This window comes from Gordonia iterans (assembly GCF_002993285.1).
In the GTDB taxonomy this organism is placed as follows: Bacteria; Actinomycetota; Actinomycetes; order Mycobacteriales; family Mycobacteriaceae; genus Gordonia; species Gordonia iterans.
The window spans coordinates 3661624-3688449 of the sequence record NZ_CP027433.1; the positions used below are offsets into that span (position 1 = coordinate 3661624).

At 68.4% G+C, this 26826-nt stretch carries 15 protein-coding genes; 3 read left to right on the forward strand and 12 right to left on the reverse strand.

The window, feature by feature from the left end; all coding sequences use genetic code 11:
• Positions 1-89 precede the first annotated feature (89 nt).
• The 8 genes from C6V83_RS16525 to C6V83_RS16560 form a co-directional block, all read right to left on the reverse strand.
• Entirely contained in the window at positions 90-3194 is a 3105-nt protein-coding gene (locus C6V83_RS16525) for an ICP22 family protein (protein ID WP_105943325.1), read from the reverse strand.
• 267 nt (positions 3195-3461) lie between these two features.
• Entirely contained in the window at positions 3462-4700 is a 1239-nt protein-coding gene (locus tag C6V83_RS16530; protein ID WP_105943326.1) for a DNA polymerase IV, read from the reverse strand.
• A gap of 99 nt (positions 4701-4799) precedes the next feature.
• Positions 4800-5441 carry a formyltransferase family protein gene (locus tag C6V83_RS16535; protein ID WP_199832542.1) on the reverse strand — a complete coding sequence of 214 codons (642 nt, stop codon included), beginning with the start codon at positions 5439-5441 and terminating at the stop codon, positions 4800-4802.
• Positions 5442-5515: 74 nt separating this feature from the next.
• The gene (locus C6V83_RS16540; protein ID WP_105943328.1) at positions 5516-8581 is read right to left on the reverse strand and encodes a non-ribosomal peptide synthetase; all 3066 of its coding nucleotides are present in this window, start codon (positions 8579-8581) and stop codon (positions 5516-5518) included.
• Positions 8582-8668: 87 nt separating this feature from the next.
• On the reverse strand, positions 8669-9703 hold the full coding sequence (locus C6V83_RS16545; protein WP_105944030.1) for an NAD-dependent epimerase/dehydratase family protein: 1035 nt from the start codon (positions 9701-9703) through the stop codon (positions 8669-8671).
• On the reverse strand, positions 9700-11787 hold the full coding sequence (locus tag C6V83_RS16550) for a fatty acid CoA ligase family protein (RefSeq protein WP_105943329.1): 2088 nt from the start codon (positions 11785-11787) through the stop codon (positions 9700-9702). Before C6V83_RS16550 ends, C6V83_RS16545 begins: the two co-directional genes overlap by 4 nt.
• On the reverse strand, positions 11784-12725 hold the full coding sequence (locus C6V83_RS16555) for a beta-ketoacyl-[acyl-carrier-protein] synthase family protein (protein ID WP_105943330.1): 942 nt from the start codon (positions 12723-12725) through the stop codon (positions 11784-11786). The genes C6V83_RS16550 and C6V83_RS16555 overlap by 4 nt, the downstream gene beginning before the upstream one ends.
• Before the next feature lies 1 nt (position 12726).
• On the reverse strand, positions 12727-13752 hold the full coding sequence (locus C6V83_RS16560; RefSeq protein WP_456071338.1) for a 3-oxoacyl-ACP synthase III family protein: 1026 nt from the start codon (positions 13750-13752) through the stop codon (positions 12727-12729).
• Between the two features lie 312 nt (positions 13753-14064).
• On the opposite strand from C6V83_RS16560, the gene C6V83_RS16565 reads away from it, so the two are divergent.
• The 3 genes from C6V83_RS16565 (at position 14065) to C6V83_RS16575 (ending at position 16626) form a co-directional block, all read left to right on the forward strand.
• Positions 14065-15039, forward strand: coding sequence for an alpha/beta hydrolase (locus C6V83_RS16565; RefSeq protein ID WP_105943332.1), 975 nt, complete (start codon positions 14065-14067; stop codon positions 15037-15039).
• 115 nt (positions 15040-15154) lie between these two features.
• The gene (locus tag C6V83_RS16570; RefSeq protein WP_105943333.1) at positions 15155-15529 is read left to right on the forward strand and encodes a DUF2784 domain-containing protein; all 375 of its coding nucleotides are present in this window, start codon (positions 15155-15157) and stop codon (positions 15527-15529) included.
• A gap of 158 nt (positions 15530-15687) precedes the next feature.
• Positions 15688-16626 (forward strand): hypothetical protein, encoded by a 939-nt coding sequence (locus C6V83_RS16575; RefSeq protein ID WP_105943334.1) that lies wholly within the window; start codon positions 15688-15690, stop codon positions 16624-16626.
• A gap of 227 nt (positions 16627-16853) precedes the next feature.
• On the opposite strand, the gene C6V83_RS16580 is transcribed toward C6V83_RS16575, so the two are convergent.
• The 4 genes from C6V83_RS16580 to C6V83_RS16595 all read right to left on the reverse strand — a co-directional run bounded on the left by C6V83_RS16580 (position 16854) and on the right by C6V83_RS16595 (position 26731).
• On the reverse strand, positions 16854-20807 hold the full coding sequence (locus C6V83_RS16580) for a DNA-directed RNA polymerase subunit beta' (protein ID WP_105943335.1): 3954 nt from the start codon (positions 20805-20807) through the stop codon (positions 16854-16856).
• A gap of 76 nt (positions 20808-20883) precedes the next feature.
• Positions 20884-24393: a DNA-directed RNA polymerase subunit beta gene (rpoB, locus tag C6V83_RS16585; protein ID WP_105943336.1), complete on the reverse strand. Its 3510-nt coding sequence runs from the start codon at positions 24391-24393 to the stop codon at positions 20884-20886.
• 446 nt (positions 24394-24839) lie between these two features.
• Complete coding sequence (locus C6V83_RS16590; protein ID WP_105943337.1) at positions 24840-25775, reverse strand: hypothetical protein; 936 nt, start codon at positions 25773-25775, stop codon at positions 24840-24842.
• Positions 25775-26731: a hypothetical protein gene (locus tag C6V83_RS16595; protein WP_105943338.1), complete on the reverse strand. Its 957-nt coding sequence runs from the start codon at positions 26729-26731 to the stop codon at positions 25775-25777. The genes C6V83_RS16590 and C6V83_RS16595 overlap by 1 nt, the downstream gene beginning before the upstream one ends.
• Between the last annotated feature and the right edge of the window lie 95 nt (positions 26732-26826).

Here is a 26826-nt window from a genome sequence, read left to right on the forward strand (position 1 = left end):
GATCCGCTCCTCCAACCGGCACGAACGGGGAGAGCCGGCCGCCCACGTAACGTGAGCGCCCGGCTCTCCCGGTTCAGCGGAATCCTGAGTCAGCCGAGCGCAGGCTCCAGCTCTTCAGAGGATTCGGCGGTCGACGTCGACTCGGACGACGACGCCTCGGGCGACTGCGGCGCGGAGGACTGCGTCGTCGTCGGCCCGGCCTGCTCGGGGGCCGACTCGGGCGAAGGACTCGGGTCGGTCGAACCGGTCGTCACCTCGGGCTCCGGGGCGGACGTAGTCTCGGAGACACCGGGGTCTCCCGCGAGACCGGAGTTCCCGGTCGCGGCGGCGTTCTCCGGCGCGCTGCCGGTCCCGAGCTCGCCGTTGTCGCCGTTGTCGCCGTTGTCGCTGTCGCCACCGTTGTCTGTGTCGCCTTCGCCTTCGGCCGGATCCTCCGGATCGACGACTGGATCGTCGTCCTTCGGCTTCGGCTTGAGCAGGTCGTTCAGATCCTGGAAGGGCTTGGAGACGAAGTCCTTCAAGCTGTCGCCGATCTCGGCAGTCAGACGCTTGTCGCCGCCGTAGAGCAGCGGGCCGAGCAGACCGTCGAGCCGCTTCAGGTCGTCGTCGAGCGTGATGGACTTCTTGAAGTCCCGCGCGGTACCGAAGATGTCGAACGGCTTGTCGAGGCTGAGTGTGCCCAGGCCGAACGGGTTGTCCCACTGGACGAGGCTGATCTTGGGCAAGAGGCCGACGTCGGCGCCGTCGGCGATCTTACGGATCTCCGGCATGCCGATCAGGTTCGGGCGGTAGGTTCCGTTGACCTCGACAGCCGGGAAGAACACCACCTCGTGGCTGCCCCACTGGATCACCAGCGGCTCGCGCAGACCGTAGTCACTGGTCAGCCAGTGCGCCGTGGTGGACTTCGCGACGACCGGATCCCACAGCGGGTTGCCCTGGGAGTCGGTGGCCTGCTCCATCTTCTGAACCAGAACAGGTGCCTTCTTGACGGCGCCCTCGGGCAGGTCGTCTTCGTCGACGTCGTCGAGCTCGTTGCCCTCGGCGTCGAACCAGACGTAGTCGTCGTCGGCGTCGGTGGCGTCGCGCCAGACCTTCTCGCCGCCGACCTCTTGCTGAACCATCACCGGCTTCTTCAGGTAGCGGGTCTTGGTCTTGAAGACCGGCTCGCCGTCCTCGACCTTCTGCACCTGCTTCTTGACCGCGCCCTCGGTGCCCTCGTCGACGACGTTGCCCTCGTCGTCGATCCAGATCGGGTCGCCGTTCTCGTCCTCGGCGTCGACCATCACCGGCTCATCGGAGGCGTAATCTTCCCATGCGTCCTCGAACGCTGCGACCATCCGCGGGGTCACCTTGTTCTTCATCCGCGGCGTCTTGTCGTCGACCATCTTGGGCTGTGTCTGCTCGTCGTCGAGCCACAGCAGATTGCCGTCGTCGTCGGTGGCCTGCACCTGCTTCTTGACCCGCTCGGTGACGACCTTGCCGTTCTCGTCGAGGACCTCGTTGCCCTCGTCGTCGCGCTTGGCTACGTAGATGTAGACGTCGTCCCAGAGCAGATTGCCGTCCGCGTCGGTGGCCTGCTCCTTCTCGAACACCGTCTCGACGTTCTTGGTGTAGCGGATGAAGTCCTTGGTCAGCTTGATGCGCTTGTCCTCGGACAGCACCGCGTCCAGCATGTCCACCACGACCGGGTTGCTCAGCAGCGAACCCATGTCGGCGTCGCCGCCGAGCAGCGGTCCGAGATGCTTGATCAGGGCGTCGTTGCCGAACAGCAGCGAGCTGACGTCGGTCAGGCCGTACTGCTCCTGGCGGGAGACCTTGTCACCGGTGAAGTCGGCGCTGCCGTCGGTCAGCGCTCGCAGATCCTTGTAGGTGTCGACCGTGCCCAGGTAGTTGGAGCAGCTGCCGAGCCCCTCGGCGGTGGCTTGGGCGTTCACGCCGAAGCAGAAGGCCTCCTTGATACTCGGGATCTGGCCGTTGAGACTGCCGATCAGTTCGAGCATCGGCGTCATGTCGCCGTCCTCGCCAAGCGCCTCCTTCGCCATCTCCGACTGCAGCAGCGGCAGGAGATTCGAGAAGTCGACATCCTGGCCGAACCAGGTGAACCGGATGTCCTCGGTGTCCATGTTCGCGGCGATCGCGATCGCCCACTTCGCATAGGCGGCCGCCAGCTTGCCCTTGTCGGCGCCGGCGATTGCTATCGACAGATTATTGCCGGTCTCGGCGAAGGCCCGGCCGTCGCGCATCGAGAGTGCCACGTTGATGCCGTCGCCCTTGATGACCGACTGCCCCTTCGGACCGGTCAACGGCGGCAGGATCACCGGCTGCGTGTAGTCCGTGTACTTCTGGCCGGTCAGGTACGAAGCTACCTTCAGCGCGTCGGTGCGCTTCTGCAGGTTTGCGTCGACCGTGCGGTACTGCCAGCCACCGCCGCCGATGCACGATCCGAAAATCACGGTGCCGTTGCAGTACCGTTCCTGAACCCAGTCCGGTTCCAGGGCTGCGTCCTCACGGATCTTGTTGTAGATGTCCGTCTCGTAGCTTCCGTACTTGCTGAACATGCGCGGGTCGATCGCGACGCCATAGTCCGCCTCGGCGATGGACTTGACGTTGTTGCCGAGGATGTCGTTGCCCTCGAAGATCAGGCCACTCACCAAGTTCAGCAGATTCTGCTTGCCCATTGGCAGTGTGAGCACCTTGATCCAGCCGGTGATCGGGTCGTACACGTCGATGTCGGGCCCGAGGTCGATCACCATGTCGTTGCCGAGCTGCCCGATCTCGAAACGGTCCGGGAGCACCAGCGCGAGGCCGTGTCCGGTCGAGTCCGTGCACGTGGCGATCGCCCCCGGAGGCAAGGTGCCCTTCGTGGTGTCCTCCGGGTTCCACTTCGTGCTCTGCCCGGCGTTCGGGTTGCCGTTGGCGAGGGCGCCGGTGCGGCACATCTCGACGAAGCCGGTGATCATCTCGTCGTCGAGCAGATCGAGGATCATTTCGGGGGACAGTCCATCGAGGGCGGAGGCGGGTGGCGTGTCGTCGGCGAGCGACGTTCCGACCCCGCCGGCCATCCCCATGCCGACGACGGCGGCCACGCCCAGCGCGGCGGCACTCGTCCGCCAGCGACGGTTCCCCTTCTTGTCTTCCCGGGCTTCGAACTGTGCTGCACGTCGTCGGGCGGCACGGTCGGGGGTCGTCTTCACGATCTGCCAATCCTTCGTGTCAAATTGGTTGTTGCGTGAATCGTGACCCAGTGCCGGGTGTCACACAACCTGGAACGTTGACATCTGTGCCACACGGCACGGAATGAAGTTCCTTTGCTCTTCTCATGTCACAATTTGGCGCATTGATGGACGGCCGGAAAACTGAGAGCCACCTGAAACATAGGTTCTGACCACGTACGATACGTTACCGATTTGGCGCGACTGTCTCATCCGCACCCCATCCGGGGCAGCAGCAGAATGGCACATTTAGCATCCGAACGTGTCGTGAGTGTCGTCGGGAATCGAGCCGACCACAAGTTGGCGATCAGCGAGTTCCAGACGCACCGACAGGAGTCGGACGGGACGAATCGGGTCTTGTACGACATGCTCGACCGGCGCGACTGGCTCGACCGGCGCAGGCTCGATGAGCGCGTCGAGGAGCGCATCGACCGTGGGCGCGACGTCGTCGTACCGGACGGTCGGGGCCGCGAGTTTGCGCATCTTGGACTTGGTGAAGAAGGTCGACGACCGCGTGGTGACGCCGACCCGGACCGCGATCCGGCCCTCGTCGACCACCTGCGCCAGGACGTCGCGGAGAAGATCGTGCGCGGCGGCGTGCAACTGCGCGCGACCGGTCAGGTCCTCGGGATAGGTGCGCGACTTCGAGTGCGACTTGGCCGGCGGCTCCACCAGCGCGATCGAATCGTCGCCACCGCCGCGCGCCAGGACGTAGAGCCAGTTGCCCTTGTGCGGCCCGAACAGGCCGATCAAGGTGTCCAACGGAGTGGTTGCGAGCTGTGCGACGGTCTCGATCCCGTTGTCGGACAGCCGCTTCGCGGTGCGCGAGCCGACACTCCACAGGGCATCCGCTGGACGCTCGCCCATCAAGGCGAACCACGTCGCGTCGGTCAGCGTGAAGCAGCGACTCCGGGGTTCCTTTCGACGGGGCTCAAGGGGCGCGGCTCGACGGGGCTCAAGGGGCGCGGCCCGCACGGCCCGCTTGGCGAAGCCTGCGGCGATCTTGGCGCGCTGCTTGTTGTCCGAGATCCCGACGCACGACTCCAACCCGGTCCGCGCACGAATCGCCGCTCGCAGGTCGTCGGCGAGCCGGACGGCGTCGGCTTCCGGCGGCGGATCGAGGTCCCGTGGCCCGAAGCCGACGTAACCCTCGTCGGCGCCCCACACCTCCACCGGATGCCCCAGCGCGCGCACCGCTTCCCAGACCTGCGACGAAACCTGTTCGTAGAACTCCATGTCGAGCGGCAGGTAAGTCGCGCCGGGCGCCTTCCGGTAGGCGGCCCGCAGCGGCATGCCCGCTCGCACACCGAGATCCCGCGTCTCGTACGACGCGCACGTCACCACCTGCCGCGCCTTGCTCGGATCCCCGTCACCGCCGACGATCACCTGCTCGCCGACGAGTTCGGAACGACGTCGTCGCTCCGCCGCCACCTGGAATTGATCCAGATCCAGGTGCAGCAGCCAGTGGAAACGTGCGGCCTCGCTCACAAATCCAGGATAGGCGGGGTTTCGACAAGCTCAACCGGCGAACGGGCTCAATCGGCGAACCGGCTCGACCGGTGAACGGGCTCGACTGGCGGCACAGGATCAACCGGTGAGATCGGCGAGGTCGGCGAGGTCGGCGACGTGCGGGGTGAAGACGCCGAACGCGGTCGCCCGGGCGAACCTCGGGTGATCCGCGAACTCGGCGAGCGCGGCACGTTCCGGCCGCCCGTAGTAGCCGGCCCGGACGCCGTCCGCAGCCGCCCTGTCGGCGGCGCGGATCGCCGCGGCCGAGGGCTGCACGTCGTCCCGCAGGACCCGTCCGACGTTCCGCTCGAACAACGTGTGACACGCACGCAGGCCGTGCATCATCACCTCGGCGAAACCGTCGTCGTCGGCGATCGGGAACTCCTCGACGTCGAGCACCTCACCGGTGTCGATTCCGGCATCGACCCGGTGCAGGGTGCCCGCGTACCGCTGCTCCCCGCGGAGGATCGCATGCACCACCGCCACCTCCGGGATACCGCGGTACGCGGGAAGCGGGCCGTTGTGAATGTTGTAGAAGCGCACGCCGGAATCCAGCAAGCCGCCCCGCAGGATGACCGGGTTGTTGATCGACCATCCGACGCCGTCGCTGCACGCATCGAGCAGGATCGGCGCGGCGGCGTTCACGTGCTCGGTCACCAGCACCCGGACGCCCGCAGCCTCCCACGCCGCGGTCTGCGGCTCCCCGGGCGGGACGCACACCAGATCGACTCGGTGTCCGGAAGCGAGGGCACTGCGCACGGCCCGGCCCAACAGGGCTCCACGCCCGACGAAGATCACCGGACCGCCCCGTCCCGCGCGAGGTGCGCCGCCGCCAGCACCCGGCGCAACGTCATGTCGGCGACCAGGCCCTCCAGCTGTGCGACGAACGCCGCCTCACCGGCCGGCCCGACGATCGCTTTGGCCACCCGCGAGAGCATCTCCAGCGAATCCAGCGAGTCACCGCCGAGTGCGAAGAAGTCGGCGTCCTCCACCACCCGGTCCTCCGGCACCTTCAGCACCGCGACCCAGATCAGCCGGACCGCCTCCAGGGAGTCGGCGTCGCGGACTTCCTCGCCGCGGTCCTCTGCATCGCGAACCGTCGTGCCCGGCGACCCCGCGCCTTGCACGCCCGACACCTCCGCGTTCTCCGCGGCCGCAGCACCGATGCCGCGAAGCCGTCCGACGTCGAGCTTGCCGTTCAGGGACAGCGGGAGGTCCTCGACCAGCTCGATCACCGTGGGCACCATGTACGCCGGAACGCGCGCACGCAGAAAGTCCCGAATCGCGTCGACGCCCACCGCCTCGGGCGCGGCGAGCACCACGTACCCGGCCAGCAACCGCCCGCCCCGCTCCGACTCGCGCCCGATCACCGCGGCGCGGTCGACGCCGGGGTGCTCCTCGATGATCGAGCGCACCTCGTCGGGTTCCACCCGATTGCCGCGCACTTTGACCTGCTCGTCCACCCGTCCCAAGTAGTCCAGCCGGCCGTCGACCACCCGGCCGAGGTCGCCGGTCCGGTACACGCGCTCGCCTCCCGGCAGGGTGACGAACCTGTCGCGTGTGAGATCCGGCCGGCCGAGGTAGCCGAGCGCCACCTGAGGACCGCCGAAGCACAGTTCGCCGACAGCGCCCGCCGGGACCGGCCGCTGCTCGTCGTCGAGCAGGAAGACGGAGGTGTTGGCCGGCGGCGACCCGATCGGGACGCCGTCGGCGGGGTCATGGCGATCCAGGTCGTCGTCGATCACCTCGGTGGCACACACCATGGTCAGTTCGGTCGGTCCGTAGCTGTTGACCAGCCGGGTGTCCGGTCCGAAGAAGGCCCGCGCCCGCTGAACCAAGCCGTACCCGAGGCGCTCGCCGCCGAACACCACGGTCCGCGCGCCGCGCGAACTCAGCCCCAGCCGCAGGACCGTTTCCAGCAGGCTCGGCGTGAAGATGAAGGTGTTGGCCCCCGACTCGCCGAGCATGGCGGACAGCATCACATGCGACACGTCGCCGGGCACCAGGACCACCGAGCCGCCGGTCATCAGTGGAGTGAAGATCGCCGCGCAGGCCATGTCGGCGGCGGGTGTGTGGTGGTGCGCGAACCGGGTCGCCGGCCCGAGCCGCCACCAGTCGGCGGCCGCCCCGGCGAGGTTCACCACCCCGCGGTGCGTCACGGCGACGCCCTTGGGCCGGCCTGTCGAGCCGGAGGTGTAGGTCAGGTAGGCGATCCGTTCGCCGGACACCTGCCAGCTCACCGGCGGGACGTCGTCGCCGATCGGCACGTCCTCGATCACCGCGACCGGCAGTTCGGTTCCACCGGGGGCCTCGATGCCCCGCCCGATCAGCAGATACGCGGCACCGGCGTCGCTGAGCACCGCGGCCAGCCGCGCATCCGGATGTTTGCGATCCAGCGGCAGCACCGCGGCACCGATCCGGACGACGGCCAGCTGCGCGGCGACCGACGACGGTGTGCGGTCGTCGAGCACACCGACGACCGCACCCGGGCCGAGTCCGCGGTCGATGAGGTGCAGGGCGATCGCGTCGACCCAGTGGTCGAGCTCGGCATAGGTGAACACGGCGGCTGCACCGTACACGGCCGGGGCGTCCGGCCGCGCCACCGCCTGGCGCCGGAAGCAGCTGTCGATCGACTCGTCGTCGTAGCGGCGGCGCTCCACGGGCAACGCGGGCACCGGATGCGCAGCGCTCCCGCCGTCGGCGAGTGCGGCGTCCAGCTCGTCGAGCATCTCGTCGAGGCGGTCGACGACGCCCAGACCTGCCCGCGACGAGACCGTGAGTGCGGTGACACCGCCGCATTCGAGCATCACGATCGAGAGCGGCACCAGACCGGTGTGCACGGGCAGCGCCGCGACGCGCCGCGCGGCGAACCCGGGCGCGGACACCTCGTGCAGGTCGATGCGGCCCGCATGCGAGACGATCGCCGACACCAGGTTCCGGTCACGGCGAGCCCCGAGCCGGTTCGCCGTCCGCAAGATGCCGCGCGACACCCCGCCGGGCAGCCGGGCGAGGCCGCCGTTGTCCATCTCGGCGAGTTCCCGCCCGGCCGACAGCCGACGGAGGACCTGCGCGTGCACGGCCGGCCAGGCCGCGCCGGACTCGACGTCGACGAACAGCGGAAGCGACAGGTTGGCGGTGGACCGCAGCTCCGGCCGGTGCCGGCGCAGGTCCACCGGAACCATGAAGCGCGACGCCCCCTCGGTGCGCTCCGCGAGCCGCGCACACACTCGGGCGACGGCCGCCGGAGTGGTCGACGAGATCTGGCGATGCCGCCAATGGAAAGCACGGTCCGCCGGTGCCGGCCCGGTGCGCCCGAGTGGGCCGCGCCGAGTCGGCAGCAACCGCGTCGGGCGCCCGGCTTCGCGTCCGACGTCGGCCACCAGATCGTGGTCGGCGTCGGGATCTGCGGCGCCGAGCGGCTCCTCACCGCGCAAGGCCCGGAAGATGTCGGAGACCCACAGGTTGAGGCCCTGAGCATCCATCACGCCGTGGAAGGCGCGGACGACGACGCTGGTCTGCGTTCCCGACTCGGCCAGGACCACCTCGCAGGTGCGCCCGTCGGAACCGAGATCGGCGGTCAGCACCGGGTCGTCGTCGAGCCGGTCGAGGGACACGTCGTGGTGAACGGCCAGCACTCGCGGGGCCACACCGGAGTCGATCCACTCGTCACCGCGGCGAATCAGCCGCGCCCCCGGACATGCCTCCGAAGCCTTGCCGACGGCCTCAGTCAACCGCGGCAGGTCGAGCCGTCCCTCACCGGTGATCACCAGCTGAATCGCGAAGGGTGGCGCGAGCCGCCGAGCGGCGAGGTACAGCCGCTCGGTGGCCGAAACCGGGCGGCGGAACGTGGAGAAGGTCATGGGCGGGTGCTTCCTCATCTCTGTGCTGGTCGGACCACTGCGCCCGGCCGGGCCGACGCGATGCGACCGGCGGTGCAGCGGCGGGGGTCAATGCAGGTCGCGTGTGAGGTGGCCCAGGCCACCCGACTCCTGCACCCACTCGATGAACTGCCTCATACCGGTCTCCCGGTCGATCACCGGCCGATAGCCGAGATCTCGCCGGGCGGCGCCGGTGTCGTAGGTCGACGACCGGGTGAGCAGGGCCAGCACATACATCGACAGCGGCGGCGGCACTCGCCGCGCCAGCGCCGGGACGGTCCAGATGCGGTCGAGCACCTTGACCACCCGGGCGACCGCCTGTGGATTCACGTTCCGCCGGGTGAGGGTGAAGCCGAACTCGCCGGCGACCTCCTCCATGTATCCCCACACATCGGTCACCTCGTCGTCGGCGACGTAGTACGCCTTCCCGCTGACACCGGGCGCGTCGATCGCCCGAACCGTGGCCTCCACGATGTTGTCGACGTGGCACAACGATGCGTAGACGGTCGTGCCCGCGGACAGGTTCGGCAGCTTCCCCGCCTGTGCCCGGCCGAGCAGCCGGACGACGGGACCGCTGCGATCCCCGGCACCCCAGATCGCGCGGGGGCGCAGCGCACAGGTCACGAAATCTCCGTCCGCGGCGGCCAGCACCGCACGTTCGGCGGCGGCCTTGGTCTCCGAGTACAGGTTCAGATAGCGGTGCGGATACGGGACGGACTCGTCGATGCCGAGCTGGTCTCCGCCGTCGTAATCCATCAGTGCGCTGGGACTGGAGATGAACACGAAACGGGCCGCGCCCTCGGCCCGCGCGCCGGCCAGCAGGGCCTCGGTGGCCTGCCGATTCTCGACGTCGAACTGCCGGCGCGTGCCCCGCTCGTCGACGCGGGCGGCACTGTGCACCACCACGTCGATCCCGCGGACGGCCGCGGCCAGCGATGCCGGATCACTCAGATCGCCGTACCGGACGTCGATCCGGTCGCCGAGGCGACTCAGATCGCTGGTCGGGCGCGCCAGGACGGACACCTCGTACCGGGGGTCGCCGAGCAGCCGCTCCACGAGACGGCCGCCGAGGAACCCGGACGCACCGGTCACCAGAACTCTCATGATCGTGCCTCCGGACGGGTCTTCCACCACGTCATCCCGAAGATCAGCGTGAGGGCCGCGGTGGCCGCCCGCGACCGCTCGGGTCCGGCCGCGGCGAGGGCCGCCGGGATCTGCGCGGTGTGCAGCACCACGCTGGCGAAGGCATCCGCCGCCACCACTCCGCGCAGCGCACGATGCGTGATCGGGCGTCCCGACGCCCGCCGGTAGGCGGCATAGAAGAGCAGCAGCCAGCCGGCGACGGGAATCGTCCGCAGCGCGATCACGGTGACGCGCCCGGGCCGGCGGCGGCTTTGGTCAAGCTGCGCGATGCCCTCCTCGAGGGCACCTCCGACCGGTGCTCGGTCGTCGGGCACTCGGTCGTCGGGTGCACCGTCGTCTGGTGCGTACCCGGCAGCGCCGCCGGTCGGAAGGTGAGTCATCGGACGTGCCTTTCGGTCGGCGGCGAGCCGGACGGCGGCCCACTCGGCGAGCTCCTCGCGTTTGATCTTGGCGTTGTGCCGGATGTCGACGGGAAAGCCGGGATGCACCAGGAACTCGGTGATCTCGCCGGTCATCGGGTGCTCGGCTGCCCGGCTGCGTACGGCGTCGAGGACGGCCGCTTCCTCGGCGCCGGGGGTCAGCTGGACGCACAGCACCGGTACTTGCCGGGGGCGCTCGCCGACACCCGCCAACGCGGTCGCGGCCACCCCCGGTATCGACCCGAAGATCTGCTCCACGGCGACGGTGTGCAGCACGCCCGACGGGGTGACCACGATCTGGGATTTGCGGCCGGCGAACCAGAGCCGGCCCTGACCGTCGATCCGGCCGAGGTCGCCGGTGCGATGCCAGATGCGGTCGCCGTCGTCGATCTTGGTCTGGGCGTCGGCGGTGGCCGGCCAGAAGTACCGCGTGCTGACCTGCGCCCCGGAGACGACGATCTCGCCGACCTCGCCACTCAGTGCGGGGATGTCGCCCCAGCGGGGCAGCGGGCGATCCACGGCCGGGATGATCGCCAGATCCAGGCCGCCGACCGGGCGGCCGAGGCAGACACCGGCGCCGTCCCGGGTGAGTTCGGTGAGACCGGACAGCAGTTCACGCGATTCGATCGCGGCCATCGGAATCGCCTCGGTGGCACCGTAACCGGCGAACACCTCGGCGTCCTCCGGGAGCACCGCGCGCAGCCCGGCGACCACGGCGACCGTGACCGGTGCACCACCGGAGAACACCCTGCGCACCGACGGCATCGGCGTCCGATGACGGTCCGCATGCTCGACGAGGGGTGCGAGCACCGCCGGGGAGGCGAACAGGGTGGACACCTCGAAGCGGTTGATCGCATCCACCGCATGCAACGGATCGGTGTCGCCCACCCGACTGGGATCCAGCGGCGGCAGCACGATGCGCGTGCCCAGCAGCAGATACAGCAGCCCGAAGATCGGCAAGGTGACCAGCGCCGTCTGCTCGGGTCCGGCACCGGTCAACGAGCGCGTCGAACCCAGCATGGCGTGCAGGTTTCCGTGGGTCAGCTCGACGGCCTTGGCCGGCCCGGTGGAGCCGGTGGTGAAAGCGATCAGCAGCAGACTGTCCGCGTCGGGGACCGTGCGCGAGGGCGCCGGGAGCCCGGCGCGACGGATCGACGCGAGGGTCTTTCCGCCCCACCCCCACCGACGGCCGACCGTCACCGACGCGGTCAGGTCGCGGAACGAACGCCGGAACAGCAGCCGCACGGCGTGCGCCTTCGGGACGCCGATGAACGCCGAGGCGCGCGCCGCGGACAGGCAGCGCACCATCGCCCGCAGCCCCATGCCCGGGTCGATCACCACCGGCACCGCACCCGCTTTGAACAGACCGAAGAGGATCGCGTAGAGCTCGGGCCCCGGATCGACGAGCACGATCACCCGCGTCCCGGCGGTGATGCCGTCGGCGACGAACGAACCGGCCAGCGCATCCGACCACGCACCGAGTTCGGTGAAGGTGACGTCCCGATAGTCCGGCAGAGCCATGGTGCCGCCGACCGCGTGGGTGATGGCCGGTGCGTCCGGCCGCTGAGCGACCTGGGAGTCGAGGCGACCCAGCGCGTCGATTCGGAGTGGTGCGGCGTCCGTCATCGCTCGCCTCCGGGAGTCCGGTACAGCACCGCGCCGGCACTCGGCCCCGCCCCCGCCGCCACGAACAGCACCGCCGTGGCTCCGGCGATCGTCCCGGCCTCGTCGGCGCGATGGTAGGCCTGCGCGAGAGCCGCGGTGTGCGTGTCACCGGGCAGCTCGCCGGCGGCCAGCGGCAGACGCAGCCGCTCGGCGAGTGCGGCGGCGAAACCCGGTGTGGGCCGCGAGCTGATCAGCACCACGCCCGCGCGATCGGCCGCCGGCGAATCCGCGTCCCCGCCGCCGGGCCCGAAGGCCTCGTCGAGCGCCTGTACCGCCGTGGCCTCGGCCAGGTCGAGCAGGGACTCCGCGAAGTCCGGAGAACGCCGCACCGTCATCACCGAACGACCGCGAGTACCCATCGAGGTGGTGTCGACGAAGCCCTCGACGCCGGTCGGTCCGGGCAGCAGACGGCTGTGGACACGACCGAACCCGACGTCGCCGTCCCGCCGCTCGAGGAGCAGCGCGGCTCCGGCGAGGTCGTACGGGAAGTCCGCGCCGGCGGCCTGCCGCGTGGTCGACGGGTGGGTGTCCCCACCGACCAGCAGGACGCGGGTGGTGCCGGTGGTGGCCAGCAGACTGTCGGCGACCTGCACCGCGTTGAGCATCCCGCAGGCGCCGTTCATCAGGTCGAAGGAGAAGCACTTGGGATCGGAGCGCTGGTACGTCAGCCCGAGGCCGATGCCCTGCTGGATCAGGGCTCCGATGGCCGGCTCGACCGTATTCGAGTCCCGGTAGACGCCGGAGTTGATCAGGACCCCCACCTCGCGGTCGTCGATGCCGGCGGCGTCGATGGCGGCCCGCCCGGCACGGGAGAGATGTTCGACGACGCTGCCGGTGCCGTCGCCGTCGTACGACGACGAACCGTTGCTCAGGCCGCTTGCGGTGATGATGACGCCCACGTCAGGCCTCCAGGTTCGAGATGGTGGCCGACAGGTAACCGGTGACGATTCCGGATGCGGCCGGCACCATCAGCAGCTTCGCGCCGGCCGGAATGGCACCGGACCGCAGATGCTCGGCCAGAACGACGAAATGCGACGTGGTCGAGGTGTTGCCGTACTTCTCGATCACGTTCAGCGGCGGCGGCATCGGGACCCCGAACTCACGCTCACCGAGCTTGTTCATGGCGATGACGGCGCCGGCTCCGAACTGATGGTGAATCACGTAGTCGAACTCCTCGTCGACGAAGCTCCGGCCCCGCGCGGCGAGACAGTCGGCGAGTCCGTCGGTCCAGAGCGTGAACCGCGCCTCGTTGTGCATGCGCCGGTTGTCGGTGTACAGCGCGATGCCCTGACTGCGATCGCTCGGCATGCCGAGGCACGCGTCGGCATACTCCGCAGCGGTGAACAGGTCGACGTAGTGGATCCGGTCGGCGTCGTCGTCGGAACGGTCCAGGATCACCGCGGAGGCCGAATCACCGACCGACAGCGACGCGAACTGGGGGTCGTAGCCGGTGCCGAGTTCCCGGACGGCGGTGTCGGAGATGGGGGTGATCGCCTCGCCGCTGACCACCATGGCGCGCTCGATCGCGCCGGACCGGATCATCGAGTCCATCAGGTACGTGCCGGTCATCATCCCGGCGCAGGCGTTGGACACGTCGAAATGAATCGCCCGGGTGGCGCCGAGCTCTTTCGCCAGCATCGAGGCGAACGAAGGCTCGAAGTAGATCACGTCGCCTCCCCGGCTGCGGGTGATCGAGACCGAGACGATCGCGTCGAGGTCTCCGGCGTCGTAGCGCGAGCGCGAGAGGCAGTCCCGCGCGGCCTTGACGGCGAGGGCGTAGGAATCCTCGAAATCGTCCGGCGCCGTCGACCGCACACGTCGTTCGACGACTCCGGTGACGGCTTCGAAGTCGAAACTCGGCGGTGCCGTCAGCGCGGAGATCAACTGGCGCGTGGCCACCGATTCGGCGGGCAGATACGCACCCACGGATTCGAATCTGGAGTGAGACAAGCTGGCTTCCCTTCGATCTCTTCAGTCCTCGTGAGCCCGCGGGCATCGCCGGCTTCCTGCGCCTGCCTGCGTCAGTTCTTATTGTTACGTAACCGTAGGTTACTGGCGCGTACCGTATCCGGCGAAGACCCTCCGCATCCACTTCGGACGGACGTGAGTTAGCTCTCGCGGCCCCTCCGCGCAGGTCAGCCTCCGCTGTGTTTCAGAGCACGATCCGGCCACAGTTCAGTCCGGTCCGGTGTCGCTGATTCCAGAACGCCGTTTCCTCGCCCTAGGATTCGAGACGCTATGAAACTTCCTCTGCGGCTTCGTCTTCTCTCGCTCACCCTCGCCGGGATCGTCACCGTGATCGGCCTCGCGCTCAGTCCGGCCGGACAGGCCGAAGCACGGGTCGTCGGCGTCCAGCAGATCGCACCCCGCATCACACTGATCTCGGTCTACTCGGCCGCGATGAACCGGGTGATCCGCAGCCACGTACTACATCCGGCAGGCAGGCCCGCCGGCCTGCCGAGCTTCTACATGCTGCCTGGCGCGGGCGGCGCCGAGGACGGCATCTCCTGGTACAACCACGGCGGTGTCCGGGAGTTCTTCGCCGGCAAGCGGGTCAACGTGGTGCTGCCGATGGGCGGCAAGTTCTCGATGATGACCAACTGGCATCACCGCGACCCGATCCTGGGTCGCAACCAGTGGCAGACCTTCTACACGCGCGAGCTGCCGACCGCGATCGACCAGCACTTCCGCACCAGCGGTGTCAACGCGATCTCCGGCGTCTCGATGTCCGCGGGGCCCGCGCTCGACCTCGCCATCCAGGCACCCCGGCGTTTCCGCGCCGTCGCCTCCTACAGCGGCTGTCCCGGCACCACCGACCCGCTCGGCCGGCTGACAGCGACCGTGGTGCCGCTGCGCGGCGGCGGCAACCCGTTCAACATGTGGGGCATGTACGACGACCCCGCGTGGATCAAGCACGATCCGGTCGTGAACGCACCGCGACTGCGCGGTAAGACGATCTTCCTGTCTGCGGGCTCCGGGCTGCCCGGCCCGGTCGACGGCGGCCCCGTCGAAGCCCTCGGCGGCATGTTCGGGGGCAACGTGGTGGAGGCGATCTCCCTCGCCTGCACGCAGAACATGTCGAACCGGCTCAACTCGCTCGGCATCCCGCACCGGTTCAACCACCGCCCCGACGGCTCGCACAGCTGGGGCCTGTTCGCCGCCGACATGCGGCTGTCGTGGCCGATGATCGCCCGCGCCATCGGCGCGCGGTAGCCGTCCCGATCGATCGAGAGCGGTGATTTCGACTCGCTGCGCTCGCTCAATCATCGGGTGGCTCGCACGCCCGCCATCGGGCGGCGGTCCGTAGGCTGAGTGGCGAGAGACCGCCATGGGATATCGCTTGATCGCCGACACCGCGATGGTGCTGCATTTCGCGTTCCTCGGGTACCTGCTCGCGGGCGGGTTCCTCGCGTGGCGATGGCGCCGGACGATCTGGATTCACGTCGCCGTCGCGATCTGGGGCGCCGGCAGCGTTCTGATCGGCTACGACTGCCCGCTGACCCACGTCGAGAACTGGGCCCGCGAGCGATCCGGCGAGGCGACGCTGCCGCCCAGCGGCTTCATCGACCATTACCTCACCGGCGTCGTCTACCCGCAGCAACACGAGACGCTGGTCCAGCTCGGCGTCGCCGTGGTCGTAGCGATCTCATGGGTCGGCTACGCCGTGCGGGCACGCACGGCGCGCGTAGACGGGGCGCGCTGACCAACGCCGCCCAGGCCGCCGGTTCCGCCCCGGGATTCTGGTTCCGCCCTATACCGCCCGCATAGGGCGGAACCGGAAACCTGGGGCGGGAGCTTCCGGCGAGGACGCAACCGGCGTGTCTAGGGAACCCGGCAGGCCTCCGCCGCGTCTAAGAAGGCATGCAGCTTCCTCGCGACCGTCATGGACTCGTCCGCCGCCGCGCCGTCGTCGCGCGCGGGCTCACCGACGACCATCTCGAATGGCACGTGAAGAACCACGATCTCGTCCGGCTCGGCGGCGGTGCGTACGCCGCCGTCGCCGACCTGCCCGCCGACGAATGGAGCCGCCGAGACGAGCTCTACCGCCTCCGATGCATCGGGATCTCCACCGCCGGTCGCGCAGTCGAGAACGTGCTCTCGCACCAGTCGGCGGCGGCGGTGCACGGTATCGCCCTCCTCGATCCGGACACGTCTCGCGTCCATACGACGAACAGCACCAGAGCGGGCGGAAGCAAGACCGCGCAGCGCTTCGTCCATCCGGGACCGTTGCGCGATGCCGACGTCGTCGAGGTCGACGGCGTGCGCGTCACCTCGCTGGTCCGCACCGCCGTCGACCTCGCCTGTGCGGAGAACGACTTCGCCAAGGCGCTCACGATCTTCGACGGTGCTCTTCGCCGCGGCGCCACCGTCGATCAGCTCACCACAGAGCTCAAGGCACGACGACGGGTCGGTGCCGCGATCGCGCGACACGCACTCGCGCACTCCGATGCCGACTCCGCGTCAGTCGGCGAATCTTGGAGCCGCGCACAGATGATCGAGGCGGACCTGCCGACGCCCGAACTTCAGAAGTACTACCTCCTGCCCGCGCAGGACGCGTGGGTCGACTTCGACTGGAGCGGAGTCCTGGCCGGCGAGTTCGACGGCGAAGGCAAGTACCTGGGCGGCCTTCGCGCCGACGACGCGCGCGCGGATCAGGTGGTACTGCAGGAGAAGCGCCGCCAGGACCAGCTGGAGGCGCTCGGTCTGAAGGTGATCCGCTGGACCTGGGACACCCTCCGGAAGGGCGAGCTCGTCGGGTTGCTCCGCTACTGGCTGCGCCACTTCTCACTGCTCGGGTGAGGGGCTCGTCGTCGTCGAACTTCTCTGGTCGCGATCTTCCGCCCCAGGAAATCCGTTCCTCCCGATGCGGGCCGTATAGGGAGGAACCAGAAACCTGGGGCGGAGGGATCTCGACTTCGCTCGATCAACGAGGACAGCTCGATCAGCGGAGGCGCTCGATCGGCGGGACACGCGGAGACGGAGAGGCCCCCGATCCGGGGGATGAATCGGGGGCCTCGCAGACAACCTTAGCGGTAGTCGTTGCCGTAATCGTAGTCGTCGAGCGGAACCGCAGCTCCCGACGGCGCACCGAAGGTGCCGTCCGGGCTGAAGTAGGTGTCGTCGTACGACGGGAGTGCGTAGGCGGCCGCGCGGGCCTCCTCGGTCGGCTCCACCTGGATGTTCCGGTACTTGTTGATGCCGGTACCGGCCGGGATGAGCTTACCGATGATCACGTTCTCCTTCAGGCCCACCAGCTTGTCGCTGCGGCTGTTGATGGCCGCGTCGGTCAGGACACGCGTGGTCTCCTGGAACGACGCCGCCGACAGCCACGAGTCGGTGGCCAGCGAGGCCTTGGTGATACCCATGAGCACCGGGCGACCCGACGCCGGCTCGCCGCCCTCGGCGACGACGGCGCGGTTGGCCGCCTCGAACTCGGCGCGCTCGGTGAGCGAACCGGGCAGGAACTCGGTGGCACCGGAGTCGATGATGGTCACGCGACGCAGCATCTGGCGCACGATGGTCTCGATGTGCTTGTCGTGGATCGACACGCCCTGACGGCGGTAGACCTCCTGCACCTCGTTGACCAGGTGGATCTGCACCTGACGCGGGCCCATCACGCGGAGCACCTCGTGCGGATCGGCCGGACCCTCCATGAGCGGCTCACCGACCTCGACGTGGTCGCCGTCGGCCAGCGGACGCTCGGTGCCGTCCGGCTGCACCACCGCGTGCAGGCGCTGACGCTTGGACAGCTTGTCGTAGACCTGCTCCTCGGATCCGTCATCGGGGATGATCGTGATCTTGTAGAAGCGCTCGCCCTCTTCCAGGCGAATGCGGCCGGCGACCTCGGCGATCGGCGCCTTGCCCTTGGGCACGCGGGCTTCGAAGAGCTCGGTGACACGAGGCAGACCACCGGTGATGTCGTCGCCGACGCCACCCTGGTGGAAGGTGCGCATGGTCAGCTGGGTGCCGGGCTCACCGATCGACTGCGCCGCGATGATGCCGACGGCCTCACCGATGTCGACGAGCTTGCCGGTGGCCATGCTGCGGCCGTAGCACATGGCGCAGACGCCGGTGCCGGTGCCGCAGGTGAGGACCGAACGGACCTTGACCTCGGTGATGCCCGCCTCGATCAGCTTCTCGATGGCCGGATCGCCCAGGTCGTGACCACGCTCGACGACGACGTTGCCGTCCGCGTCGACCGCGTCGGCGGCCAGGGTGCGAGCGTACGCGGAGGTCTCCACGTGCTGATCGCGGACCAGCTGGTCACCGTGCAGGGCCGCGATCGGCACGACGATGCCGCGCTCGTTGCCGCAGTCGGTCTCGCGCACGATGACGTCCTGGCTCACGTCCACCAGACGACGGGTCAGGTAACCCGAGTCGGCGGTGCGCAGCGCCGTGTCGGCCAGACCCTTGCGTGCGCCGTGCGTGTTGATGAAGTACTCGGCCACCGTCAGGCCCTCGCGGAACGAGGACTTGATCGGACGCGGGATGAACTCGCCCTTCGGGTTGGTCACCAGACCCTTCATGCCCGACAGGTTGCGGACCTGGGTCATGTTGCCCGTCGCCCCCGACTTCGGGATCATCGTGATCGGGTTGTCCTCGGGGTAGTAGTCCTCGAGCGCCTTGCCGACCTCTTCGGTCGCGGCCTGCCACAGCTCGACCAGCGCCGCACGACGCTCGTCCTTGGTCAGACCACCGCGCTGGTACTTCTTCTCCAGCGTGTCGGCCTGCGCCTCGTACCGGTCGAGGATCTCCGCCTTGGCCGGCGGCACCAGCACGTCGGACATGGCCACGGTGACGCCCGAACGGGTCGCCCAGTAGAAGCCCACGTCCTTGAGCTTGTCCACGGTCTGCGCGACGACGATCATCGGGTAACGCTCGGCCAGATCGTTGATGATCACGGCCTGACGCTTCTTGGGCATCTGCTCGTTGACGAACGGGTAGTCCGGCGGCAGCAGCTCGTTGAAGAGAACCCGGCCCAGGGTGGTGTGAAGCTCCCACTCCTGACCCTTGCGCCACTTGCCGTCGAACTCGGCGGCCTCGACGTCGGCCGGCGGACGCAGGTCCGACAGCCGCACCTTGATCGGCGCCTGCACGCTGAGCACACCGCGGTCGACGGCCATGATGGCCTCGGCCGGGCTCGAGTAGACGCCCCGCTCGACGTCGTCTCCGGTCGCCGGGGTGTACGCGCCCTCCGCGTCCTCCTTCTCGGTGGTCAGGTAGTACAGACCGGTCACCATGTCCAGACGCGGCATGGCGAGCGGACGGCCCGATGCCGGCGACAGGATGTTGTTGCTCGAGAGCATCAGGATCCGTGCCTCGGCCTGCGCCTCTGCGGACAGCGGGAGGTGCACGGCCATCTGGTCGCCGTCGAAGTCGGCGTTGAAAGCCTCACACACCAGCGGGTGCAGCTGGATGGCCTTGCCCTCCACCAGCTGCGGCTCGAAGGCCTGGATGCCCAGGCGGTGCAGCGTCGGCGCACGGTTCAGCAGAACCGGGTGCTCGGCGATGACCTCTTCCAGGACGTCCCACACCTGCGGGCGCTGACGCTCGACCATGCGCTTGGCCGACTTGATGTTCTGCGCCAGGTTCAGGTCGACCAGACGCTTCATCACGAACGGCTTGAACAGCTCCAGCGCCATCAGCTTCGGCAGACCGCACTGGTGCAGCTTGAGCTGCGGGCCGACGACGATGACCGAGCGGCCCGAGTAGTCCACGCGCTTGCCGAGCAGGTTCTGGCGGAACCGGCCCTGCTTGCCCTTGAGCAGATCGCTCAGCGACTTCAGCGGACGGTTGCCCGGTCCGTTGACCGGACGGCCGCGACGGCCGTTGTCGAACAGCGCGTCCACCGACTCCTGCAGCATCCGCTTCTCGTTGTTGACGATGATCTCGGGCGCACCCAGATCGATCAGTCGCTTGAGGCGGTTGTTGCGGTTGATGACGCGGCGGTACAGGTCGTTCAGGTCCGAGGTGGCGAACCGGCCGCCGTCGAGCTGAACCATCGGACGCAGCTCCGGCGGGATCACCGGCACGGCGTCGAGCACCATGGCGCGCGGGTTGTTGCCCGACTGCTGGAACGCGGCCACGACCTTGAGTCGCTTCAGCGCACGCAGCTTCTTCTGGCCCTTGCCGGTGCGGATGGTCTCGCGCAGCGACTCGGCCTCGGCGTCGATGTCGAAGTCCTCGAGCAGACGTTTGATGGCCTCGGCGCCCATGGCGCCGGTGAAGTACTCGCCGAAGCGGTCCTCGAGCTCGCGGTAGAGCCGCTCGTCGACGATCAACTCACCCGGGGTCAGCTTGGTGAACTTGTCCCAGATCTCGTCGAGCGCCTCGACCTCGCGGCCCGCGGAGTCACGCATGCGCTTGAGCTCGCGTTCAGCGGCGTCCCGGACCTTGCGCTTGGCGTCGGCCTTGGCGCCCTCGGCCTCCAGCTCGGCCAGATCGGCCTCGAGCTTGCTCTGGCGCTCGGCCAGGGCGGCTTCGAGGTCGTCCATGATCGCCTTGCGCTCGACGGTGATCTCGGCCTCGCGGGTCGAGAGCTCCGAGTGGCGCAGTTCATCGTCCACCGAGGTGATGACCCATGCGGCGAAGTAGATGATCTTCTCGAGATCCTTCGGCGCCAGATCGAGCAGGTAGCCGAGCCGGCTGGGCACACCCTTGAAATACCAGATGTGGGTGACCGGAGCGGCGAGCTCGATGTGGCCCATGCGCTCACGGCGCACCTTGGCCTTGGTCACCTCGACACCGCAGCGCTCGCAGATGATGCCCTTGAAGCGCACGCGCTTGTACTTGCCGCAGTAGCACTCCCAGTCGCGAGTCGGTCCGAAGATCTTCTCGCAGAACAGGCCGTCCTTCTCCGGCTTCAGCGTGCGGTAGTTGATGGTCTCCGGCTTCTTGACCTCGCCGTACGACCAGTTGTGGATGTCATCGGCCGTGGCCAGGCCGATCTTCAGTTCGTCGAAAAAGTTGACGTCGAGCACGATGTTTGCCCCTCCAGAGGAGTGTCGCTAATTGGCTTTAGGGGGGTACACGGGGGGACGCAGTCCCCCCGTGCGGTCAGTTGGCGAGGTCGTCGACCGTCGCGCTTTCGTTGCGCGACAGGTTGATGCCCAGGTTCGCCGCGGCGCGCTCGAGGTCCTCGTCGTCGGTGTCGGCCATCTCGATGGCGGCACCGTCGGACGAGAGCACCTCCACGTTCAGGCAGAGCGACTGGAGCTCCTTGAGAAGCACCTTGAAGGACTCGGGAATGCCCGGCTCCGGGATGTTCTCGCCCTTGACGATCGCCTCGTAGACCTTCACACGGCCGACGACGTCGTCCGACTTGATGGTCAACAACTCCTGCAGCGTGTACGCCGCACCGTAGGCCTGCATGGCCCAGCACTCCATCTCACCGAAACGCTGGCCGCCGAACTGGGCCTTACCGCCGAGCGGCTGCTGGGTGATCATCGAGTACGGTCCGGTCGAACGCGCGTGGATCTTGTCGTCGACCAGGTGGTGCAGCTTGATGATGTACATGTAGCCGACCGAGACCGGGTACGGGAACGGCTCGCCGGAGCGGCCGTCGAACAGGGTCGCCTTGCCGTCGCTGTTCACCATGACGTCGCCGTCGCGGTTCGGCAGCGTCGAGCCCAGCAGACCGGCGAGCTCCTCGTCGCGGGCGCCGTCGAACACCGGGGTGGCGGTGTTGGTGTCCGGCTCCACCGAGTACAGCTCCTCCGGCAGGCGCTCGGCCCAGTCCGGCACGCCCGCGGCGACGTCGATGTTCCAGCCGGCCTTCGCGACCCAGCCGAGGTGGGTCTCGAGGATCTGGCCGATGTTCATACGACGCGGCACACCGTGGGTGTTCAGGATGATGTCGACCGGGGTGCCGTCGGGCAGGAACGGCATGTCCTCGGCGGGCAAGATCTTGCCGATGACGCCCTTGTTGCCGTGGCGGCCGGCCAGCTTGTCGCCGTCCTGGATCTTGCGCTTCTGCGCGACGTAGACGCGCACCAGTTCGTTGACACCGGGGGCCAGATCGTCGTCGTCGTCGCGGCTGAACACGCGGACGCCGATCACCTTGCCGGTCTCACCGTGCGGCACCTTGAGCGAGGTGTCGCGCACCTCGCGCGCCTTCTCACCGAAGATCGCGCGGAGCAGCCGCTCCTCCGGGGTCAGCTCGGTCTCGCCCTTCGGCGTGACCTTGCCGACCAGGATGTCGCCGTCGCGGACCTCGGCGCCGATGCGGACGATGCCGCGCTCGTCGAGATCGGCGAGCACCTCGTCGGAGACGTTCGGGATGTCCCGGGTGATCTCCTCGGCGCCCAGCTTGGTGTCGCGGGCATCGATCTCGTACTCCTCGATGTGGATCGAGGTGAGGGTGTCCTCCTCCACGAGCCGCTGGCTCAGGATGATCGCGTCCTCGTAGTTGTGGCCCTCCCACGGCATGATCGCCACGAGCAGGTTCTTGCCCAGCGCCATCTCGCCCTGATCGGTGCACGGACCGTCGGCCAGCACCTGACCGGCCTCGACCCGCTGACCCTCGTCGACGATCGGGACCTGGTTGGCACAGGTGCCGTGGTTGCTGCGCTCGAACTTGCGGAGACGGTAGCTCTGGCGGGTGCCGTCGTCGGCCATCACGGTGATGTAGTCGGCCGAGACCTCCTCCACCACACCGGTGTCGGTGGTGACGATGACGTCGCCGGCGTCGACCGCGGCCCGCAGCTCCATGCCGGTGCCGACCAGCGGCGACTCGGAACGGACCAGCGGCACGGCCTGACGCTGCATGTTGGCGCCCATCAGCGCGCGGTTCGCGTCGTCGTGCTCCAGGAACGGGATCATCGCGGTCGCGACCGACACCATCTGGCGCGGCGAGACGTCGAGGTATTCGACCTTGGCGGCCGGGACGAACTCCACCTCGGCGCCCTTGATGCGCACCAGGACGCGCTCGTCGGTGATGTTGCCGTCGGCGTCGTACGAGGTGTTGGCCTGACCGATGAGGTAGCGGTCCTCCTCGTCGGCGGTCATGTACTCGATCTGGTCGGTGACCTTGCCGTCGACCACCTTGCGGTACGGCGTCTCGATGAAGCCGAACGGGTTGACGCGTGCGTACACCGAGAGCGAACCGATCAGGCCGATGTTCGGGCCTTCCGGGGTCTCGATGGGGCACATGCGGCCGTAGTGCGACGGGTGCACGTCGCGCACCTCGAGGCCGGCGCGCTCACGGCTCAGACCGCCCGGGCCCAGCGCCGACAGGCGGCGCTTGTGAGTCAGACCCGACAGCGGGTTGTTCTGGTCCATGAACTGCGACAGCTGGCTGGTGCCGAAGAACTCCTTGATCGCCGCCACGACGGGACGGATGTTGATCAGGGTCTGCGGGGTGATCGCCTCGGCGTCCTGGGTGGTCATCCGCTCACGGACGACGCGCTCCATACGCGAGAGACCCAGCCGGATCTGGTTCTGGATCAGCTCGCCGACGGTGCGCAGGCGACGGTTGCCGAAGTGGTCGATGTCGTCGACCTCGACGGGCACCTCGACACCGCCGGGGCCGGTCATCATCGGCGCGGTGGCGCTGTTCGGATCGGCCTCGTGCAGGCGCACCAGGTACTCGACGGTGGTGACGATGTCCTCGCGGGTCAGCACCGACGGACCGAACATCGGCTGATCGGTCAGGCCGAGCTTCTTGTTGATCTTGTAGCGACCGACGCGGGCGAGGTCGTAGCGCTTCTCCTTGAAGAACATGTTCTCCAGGAGGCTCTCGGCGGACTCCTTGGTCGGCGGCTCACCCGGGCGCAGCTTGCGGTAGACCTCCAGCAGCGCCTCGTCCTGGTTGTTGGTGTGGTCCTTCTCCAGGGTCGACATCATGATCTCGGAGAAGCCGAACCGCTCGGCGATCTCCTCGCGGGTGACGCCCAGCGCCTGCAGCAGCACGGTGACCGGCTGGCGGCGCTTGCGGTCGATGCGGACGCCGACGGTGTCGCGCTTGTCGATGTCGAACTCGAGCCACGCACCGCGGCTCGGGATCACCTTGACCGCGTGCAGGGTCTTCTCGGTGGCCTTGTCGATGGTCTCGTCGAAGTAGACGCCCGGGCTGCGGACGAGCTGGCTGACGACGACGCGCTCGGTGCCGTTGATGATGAAGCTGCCCTTGTCGGTCATCATCGGGAACTCGCCCATGAAGACCGTCTGCGACTTGATCTCGCCGGTGTTGTTGTTGATGAACTCGGCGGTGACGAACAGCGGCGCCGAGTAGGTCATGTCCTTGTCCTTGCACTCGTCGATCGAGGCCTTGACCTCGTCGAAGTGCGGCTCGGAGAAGGAGAGGGACATCGACGATGCGAAGTCCTCGATGGGAGAGAGCTCGCGGAGGACATCCTCGAGCCCGCCCACCGGATTCTCCTCACCCCGGGCGATCGCCTTCGCTCGCCACTCCGGCGAGCCGATCAGCCACTCGAAGGAATCCAGCTGCAGATCAAGAAGGCCCGGCACCTCCAGCGGCTCATCGATCTTGGCGAAAGAGACACGGCGGGGAGCTCCAGGGATGCTGCCGGTCGAGGTGGTTGAGGTGGACTGGCGGTCGAGTGCCAAGATGCGTCCTTCTCTCGCGTTGTGTTCTATAAATTGGCGTCTAGCCTTTGGCCTTGGGGCCTGGTGCACGGTCTGACAACCCGGGTCGACCTGCGGAGATCCCAAGACGAACACAGTCGCATTCGGTTGGACGTTCCGAGACGTAGACAGGGTGCAGCCAGCGCAACGTCCTACAGTACCAGAAAATGGGCAGACTGTGTCAACCCCGTCAAACGACGGTGCGTGACGGCGCCCCGCGACGAGCTCTGCGCTGGCGTGGTCGGTGATCCCACTCGACCGTCCCGGCGGATGACCGGTGCGATCGTCGCGGCGATTCGCGACCGGCACACGTGCTCTTGTCTGGGAACAGACTGTACCGCGAACGGCCGCTCGTCAAGCGATACGCGCGGTTCGGTGCAGAGTTCGCTGCCGAAACATCCGGACGCGGCGACGTCGACGACCCGCGCTCAGCGGACGTCGACCACCTCACTGATCAGCCACTGGCCGTCGACTTTCTCCATCGTGGCCTGCATGCGCGGCGCGACGTGATCGAGCAATTCCTCGCCGGAGGTGACCTTGATGATCAGGATCGCGAGGACGGTTGCCCGGTCGCCTTCCAGCGCCGACAGCGCGACGTAGTCGACGTGACAGGTGCCCACCGCCTTGGTCTGGACGACGAGCTTGCGGTTGGTCTCGGCGGTCTTGTCGTACTCCTCGCGCGCCGAACCGGTGAGCGTGGTGCGCGCCCGCTTCATGTCGTCGGTGATCTTGTCGAAGTCGTAGGTAAACGGCGCGCACGCCTTGGCCGAGTACTGCGCCATCACCTCGTTCGACTGGCTCTGGTCGACGAATGCCAGGTTGTCGCCGCGTCCCGGCACCCCCGGATGCCACGCGAAGAACGCGGCCAGTCCGCCGATGATCGCGGCGATCAGCCAGAGGGTCACGGCCAGCGACACCGTCTGCTTTCCGGTGCGCACCGGGTGCAGGCCGTCGGGCCCGTCCACGGCCGCGTCGGTGCTCGACGTCGACTTCAGGGCGTCCGCATCGACGGCGCGCTCGCGCACCCGGGCGGTCGGGGCCGAACTCCCCCGCGCCTTGCGGATCCGCTCGGTGGCCGCTGCGGCATCGCGCTTCTTGGTTCCGCCGGACAGGTCGAGCGTGGTCTCGGTGATGGTGCCCGATTCGGTCTCGATCACCGTCGTCTCGGCCTCGATCACCTCGCCGCGGGCCTCTGCCCCGGACGCCGCCGACCCGGACGAGGCGCCGCCGGACAGGTCCAGCACCGTCTCGACGATGGGCTTCTGCGTCTGCTCACCGATCCCGCCGGCCTTTCCGGGCCTGTAGCCGGGGATGGCCGAGGCGGGGGTGGTCGAGGCGTCGTCGGACGTGTTCTTCTCGCTCATCAGTTGCCGCCCTCGTCCTCGGTGCCGGCCTGGTCGCCCTGCTCACCGGAATCGCCCTGCTCACCGGCATCCCCCTGCTCGACGTCGCCCTGGTCTTCCAGACCCCGGATCACGTGCAGGGGCACCACCTTGTTGACCTTGCGCGTGCCGTCGGCCTCGACGACGGTCACGAGGAACTCCATCGGCACCGCTTCGCCCGGTGCGTTCGCGTCGGCCTTGGCCGTCGCGGTCGCGAAGACCAGCACGGTGGCCCAGTTCTCGTCGACGTTCACCTCGGTCGCCGCGGCGCGGTTGACCACCGCGGAGATCTCCGCGGTCGGCGTCTCGCCGGCGGCCTCGACCTGCTTGCGGAGTGCCTGGACGCTCTCGCCCTGAGTCTGCTCGAGGGCCTCACCGGTCATCGTCGACTGAACCCGCTTGATCCACCCGTCGATGTCCTCGGGATCGATGTTCAGTGAATTGATGATCGCCTGCTCGGCGACGTCGACCGACTCGTCGCGCAGGGTGACCGCCGCGCCGTCGTTCTTCACGTAGGCCGTGATTCCGTAGTAGCCGAAGAATCCGAGGCAGGTGATCGCCGCGACGAGCGCGGCCACGCCGGTCGCCAGGATCGCCGATGCCTTCCAGTCGCGTCCGCCGTCGGCGTCCGTCCACGGCTCGGTCGGGCCCTTCTCAGCCCGGGCCCGCGCCCGCTCCGCCTTCGCCCGGGCCTTGGCCGCTTTCGCCTCGGCTTTCGTGATCTGCTTGTCGGCCTTGGACGGCGCGGCGCTCGCCGCCGCATCGAGGGTCTCTGCGTCGTCGGTCTCTGCGTCGTCGGACTCTGCGTCGTCGGGCCGAGCGGCCTCGACATCGCCCCCAGGGGATGCGGAGTCAGCCGCAGCACTCGCGGGACCGGACTCGCTCGCGGGCGTGTCGTTGGTCTCGTCGTCGGACTCGGAAGAGGTCTGCTCACTCATTGGGCGCCACTGTATCTACTCACGACCGATCACCCCAATCACGGCCTTCACGTCTACTCACACCGGGCCCACCCCCGTGGACCGGCACCCCCCAC

What these genes read in the sequence shown, in the direction of transcription:
- C6V83_RS16590 (WP_105943337.1), bottom strand. Translation starts at nt 25,775, where the DNA reads ATGAGCGAGAAGAACACGTCCGACGACGCCTCGACCACCCCCGCCTCG.
- C6V83_RS16565 (WP_105943332.1), top strand. Translation starts at nt 14,065, where the DNA reads ATGAAACTTCCTCTGCGGCTTCGTCTTCTCTCGCTCACCCTCGCCGGG.
- C6V83_RS16595 (WP_105943338.1), bottom strand. Translation starts at nt 26,731, where the DNA reads ATGAGTGAGCAGACCTCTTCCGAGTCCGACGACGAGACCAACGACACG.
- C6V83_RS16570 (WP_105943333.1), top strand. Translation starts at nt 15,155, where the DNA reads ATGGGATATCGCTTGATCGCCGACACCGCGATGGTGCTGCATTTCGCG.
- C6V83_RS16545 (WP_105944030.1), bottom strand. Translation starts at nt 9,703, where the DNA reads ATGAGAGTTCTGGTGACCGGTGCGTCCGGGTTCCTCGGCGGCCGTCTC.
- C6V83_RS16550 (WP_105943329.1), bottom strand. Translation starts at nt 11,787, where the DNA reads ATGACGGACGCCGCACCACTCCGAATCGACGCGCTGGGTCGCCTCGAC.
- C6V83_RS16540 (WP_105943328.1), bottom strand. Translation starts at nt 8,581, where the DNA reads ATGACCTTCTCCACGTTCCGCCGCCCGGTTTCGGCCACCGAGCGGCTG.
- C6V83_RS16575 (WP_105943334.1), top strand. Translation starts at nt 15,688, where the DNA reads ATGCAGCTTCCTCGCGACCGTCATGGACTCGTCCGCCGCCGCGCCGTC.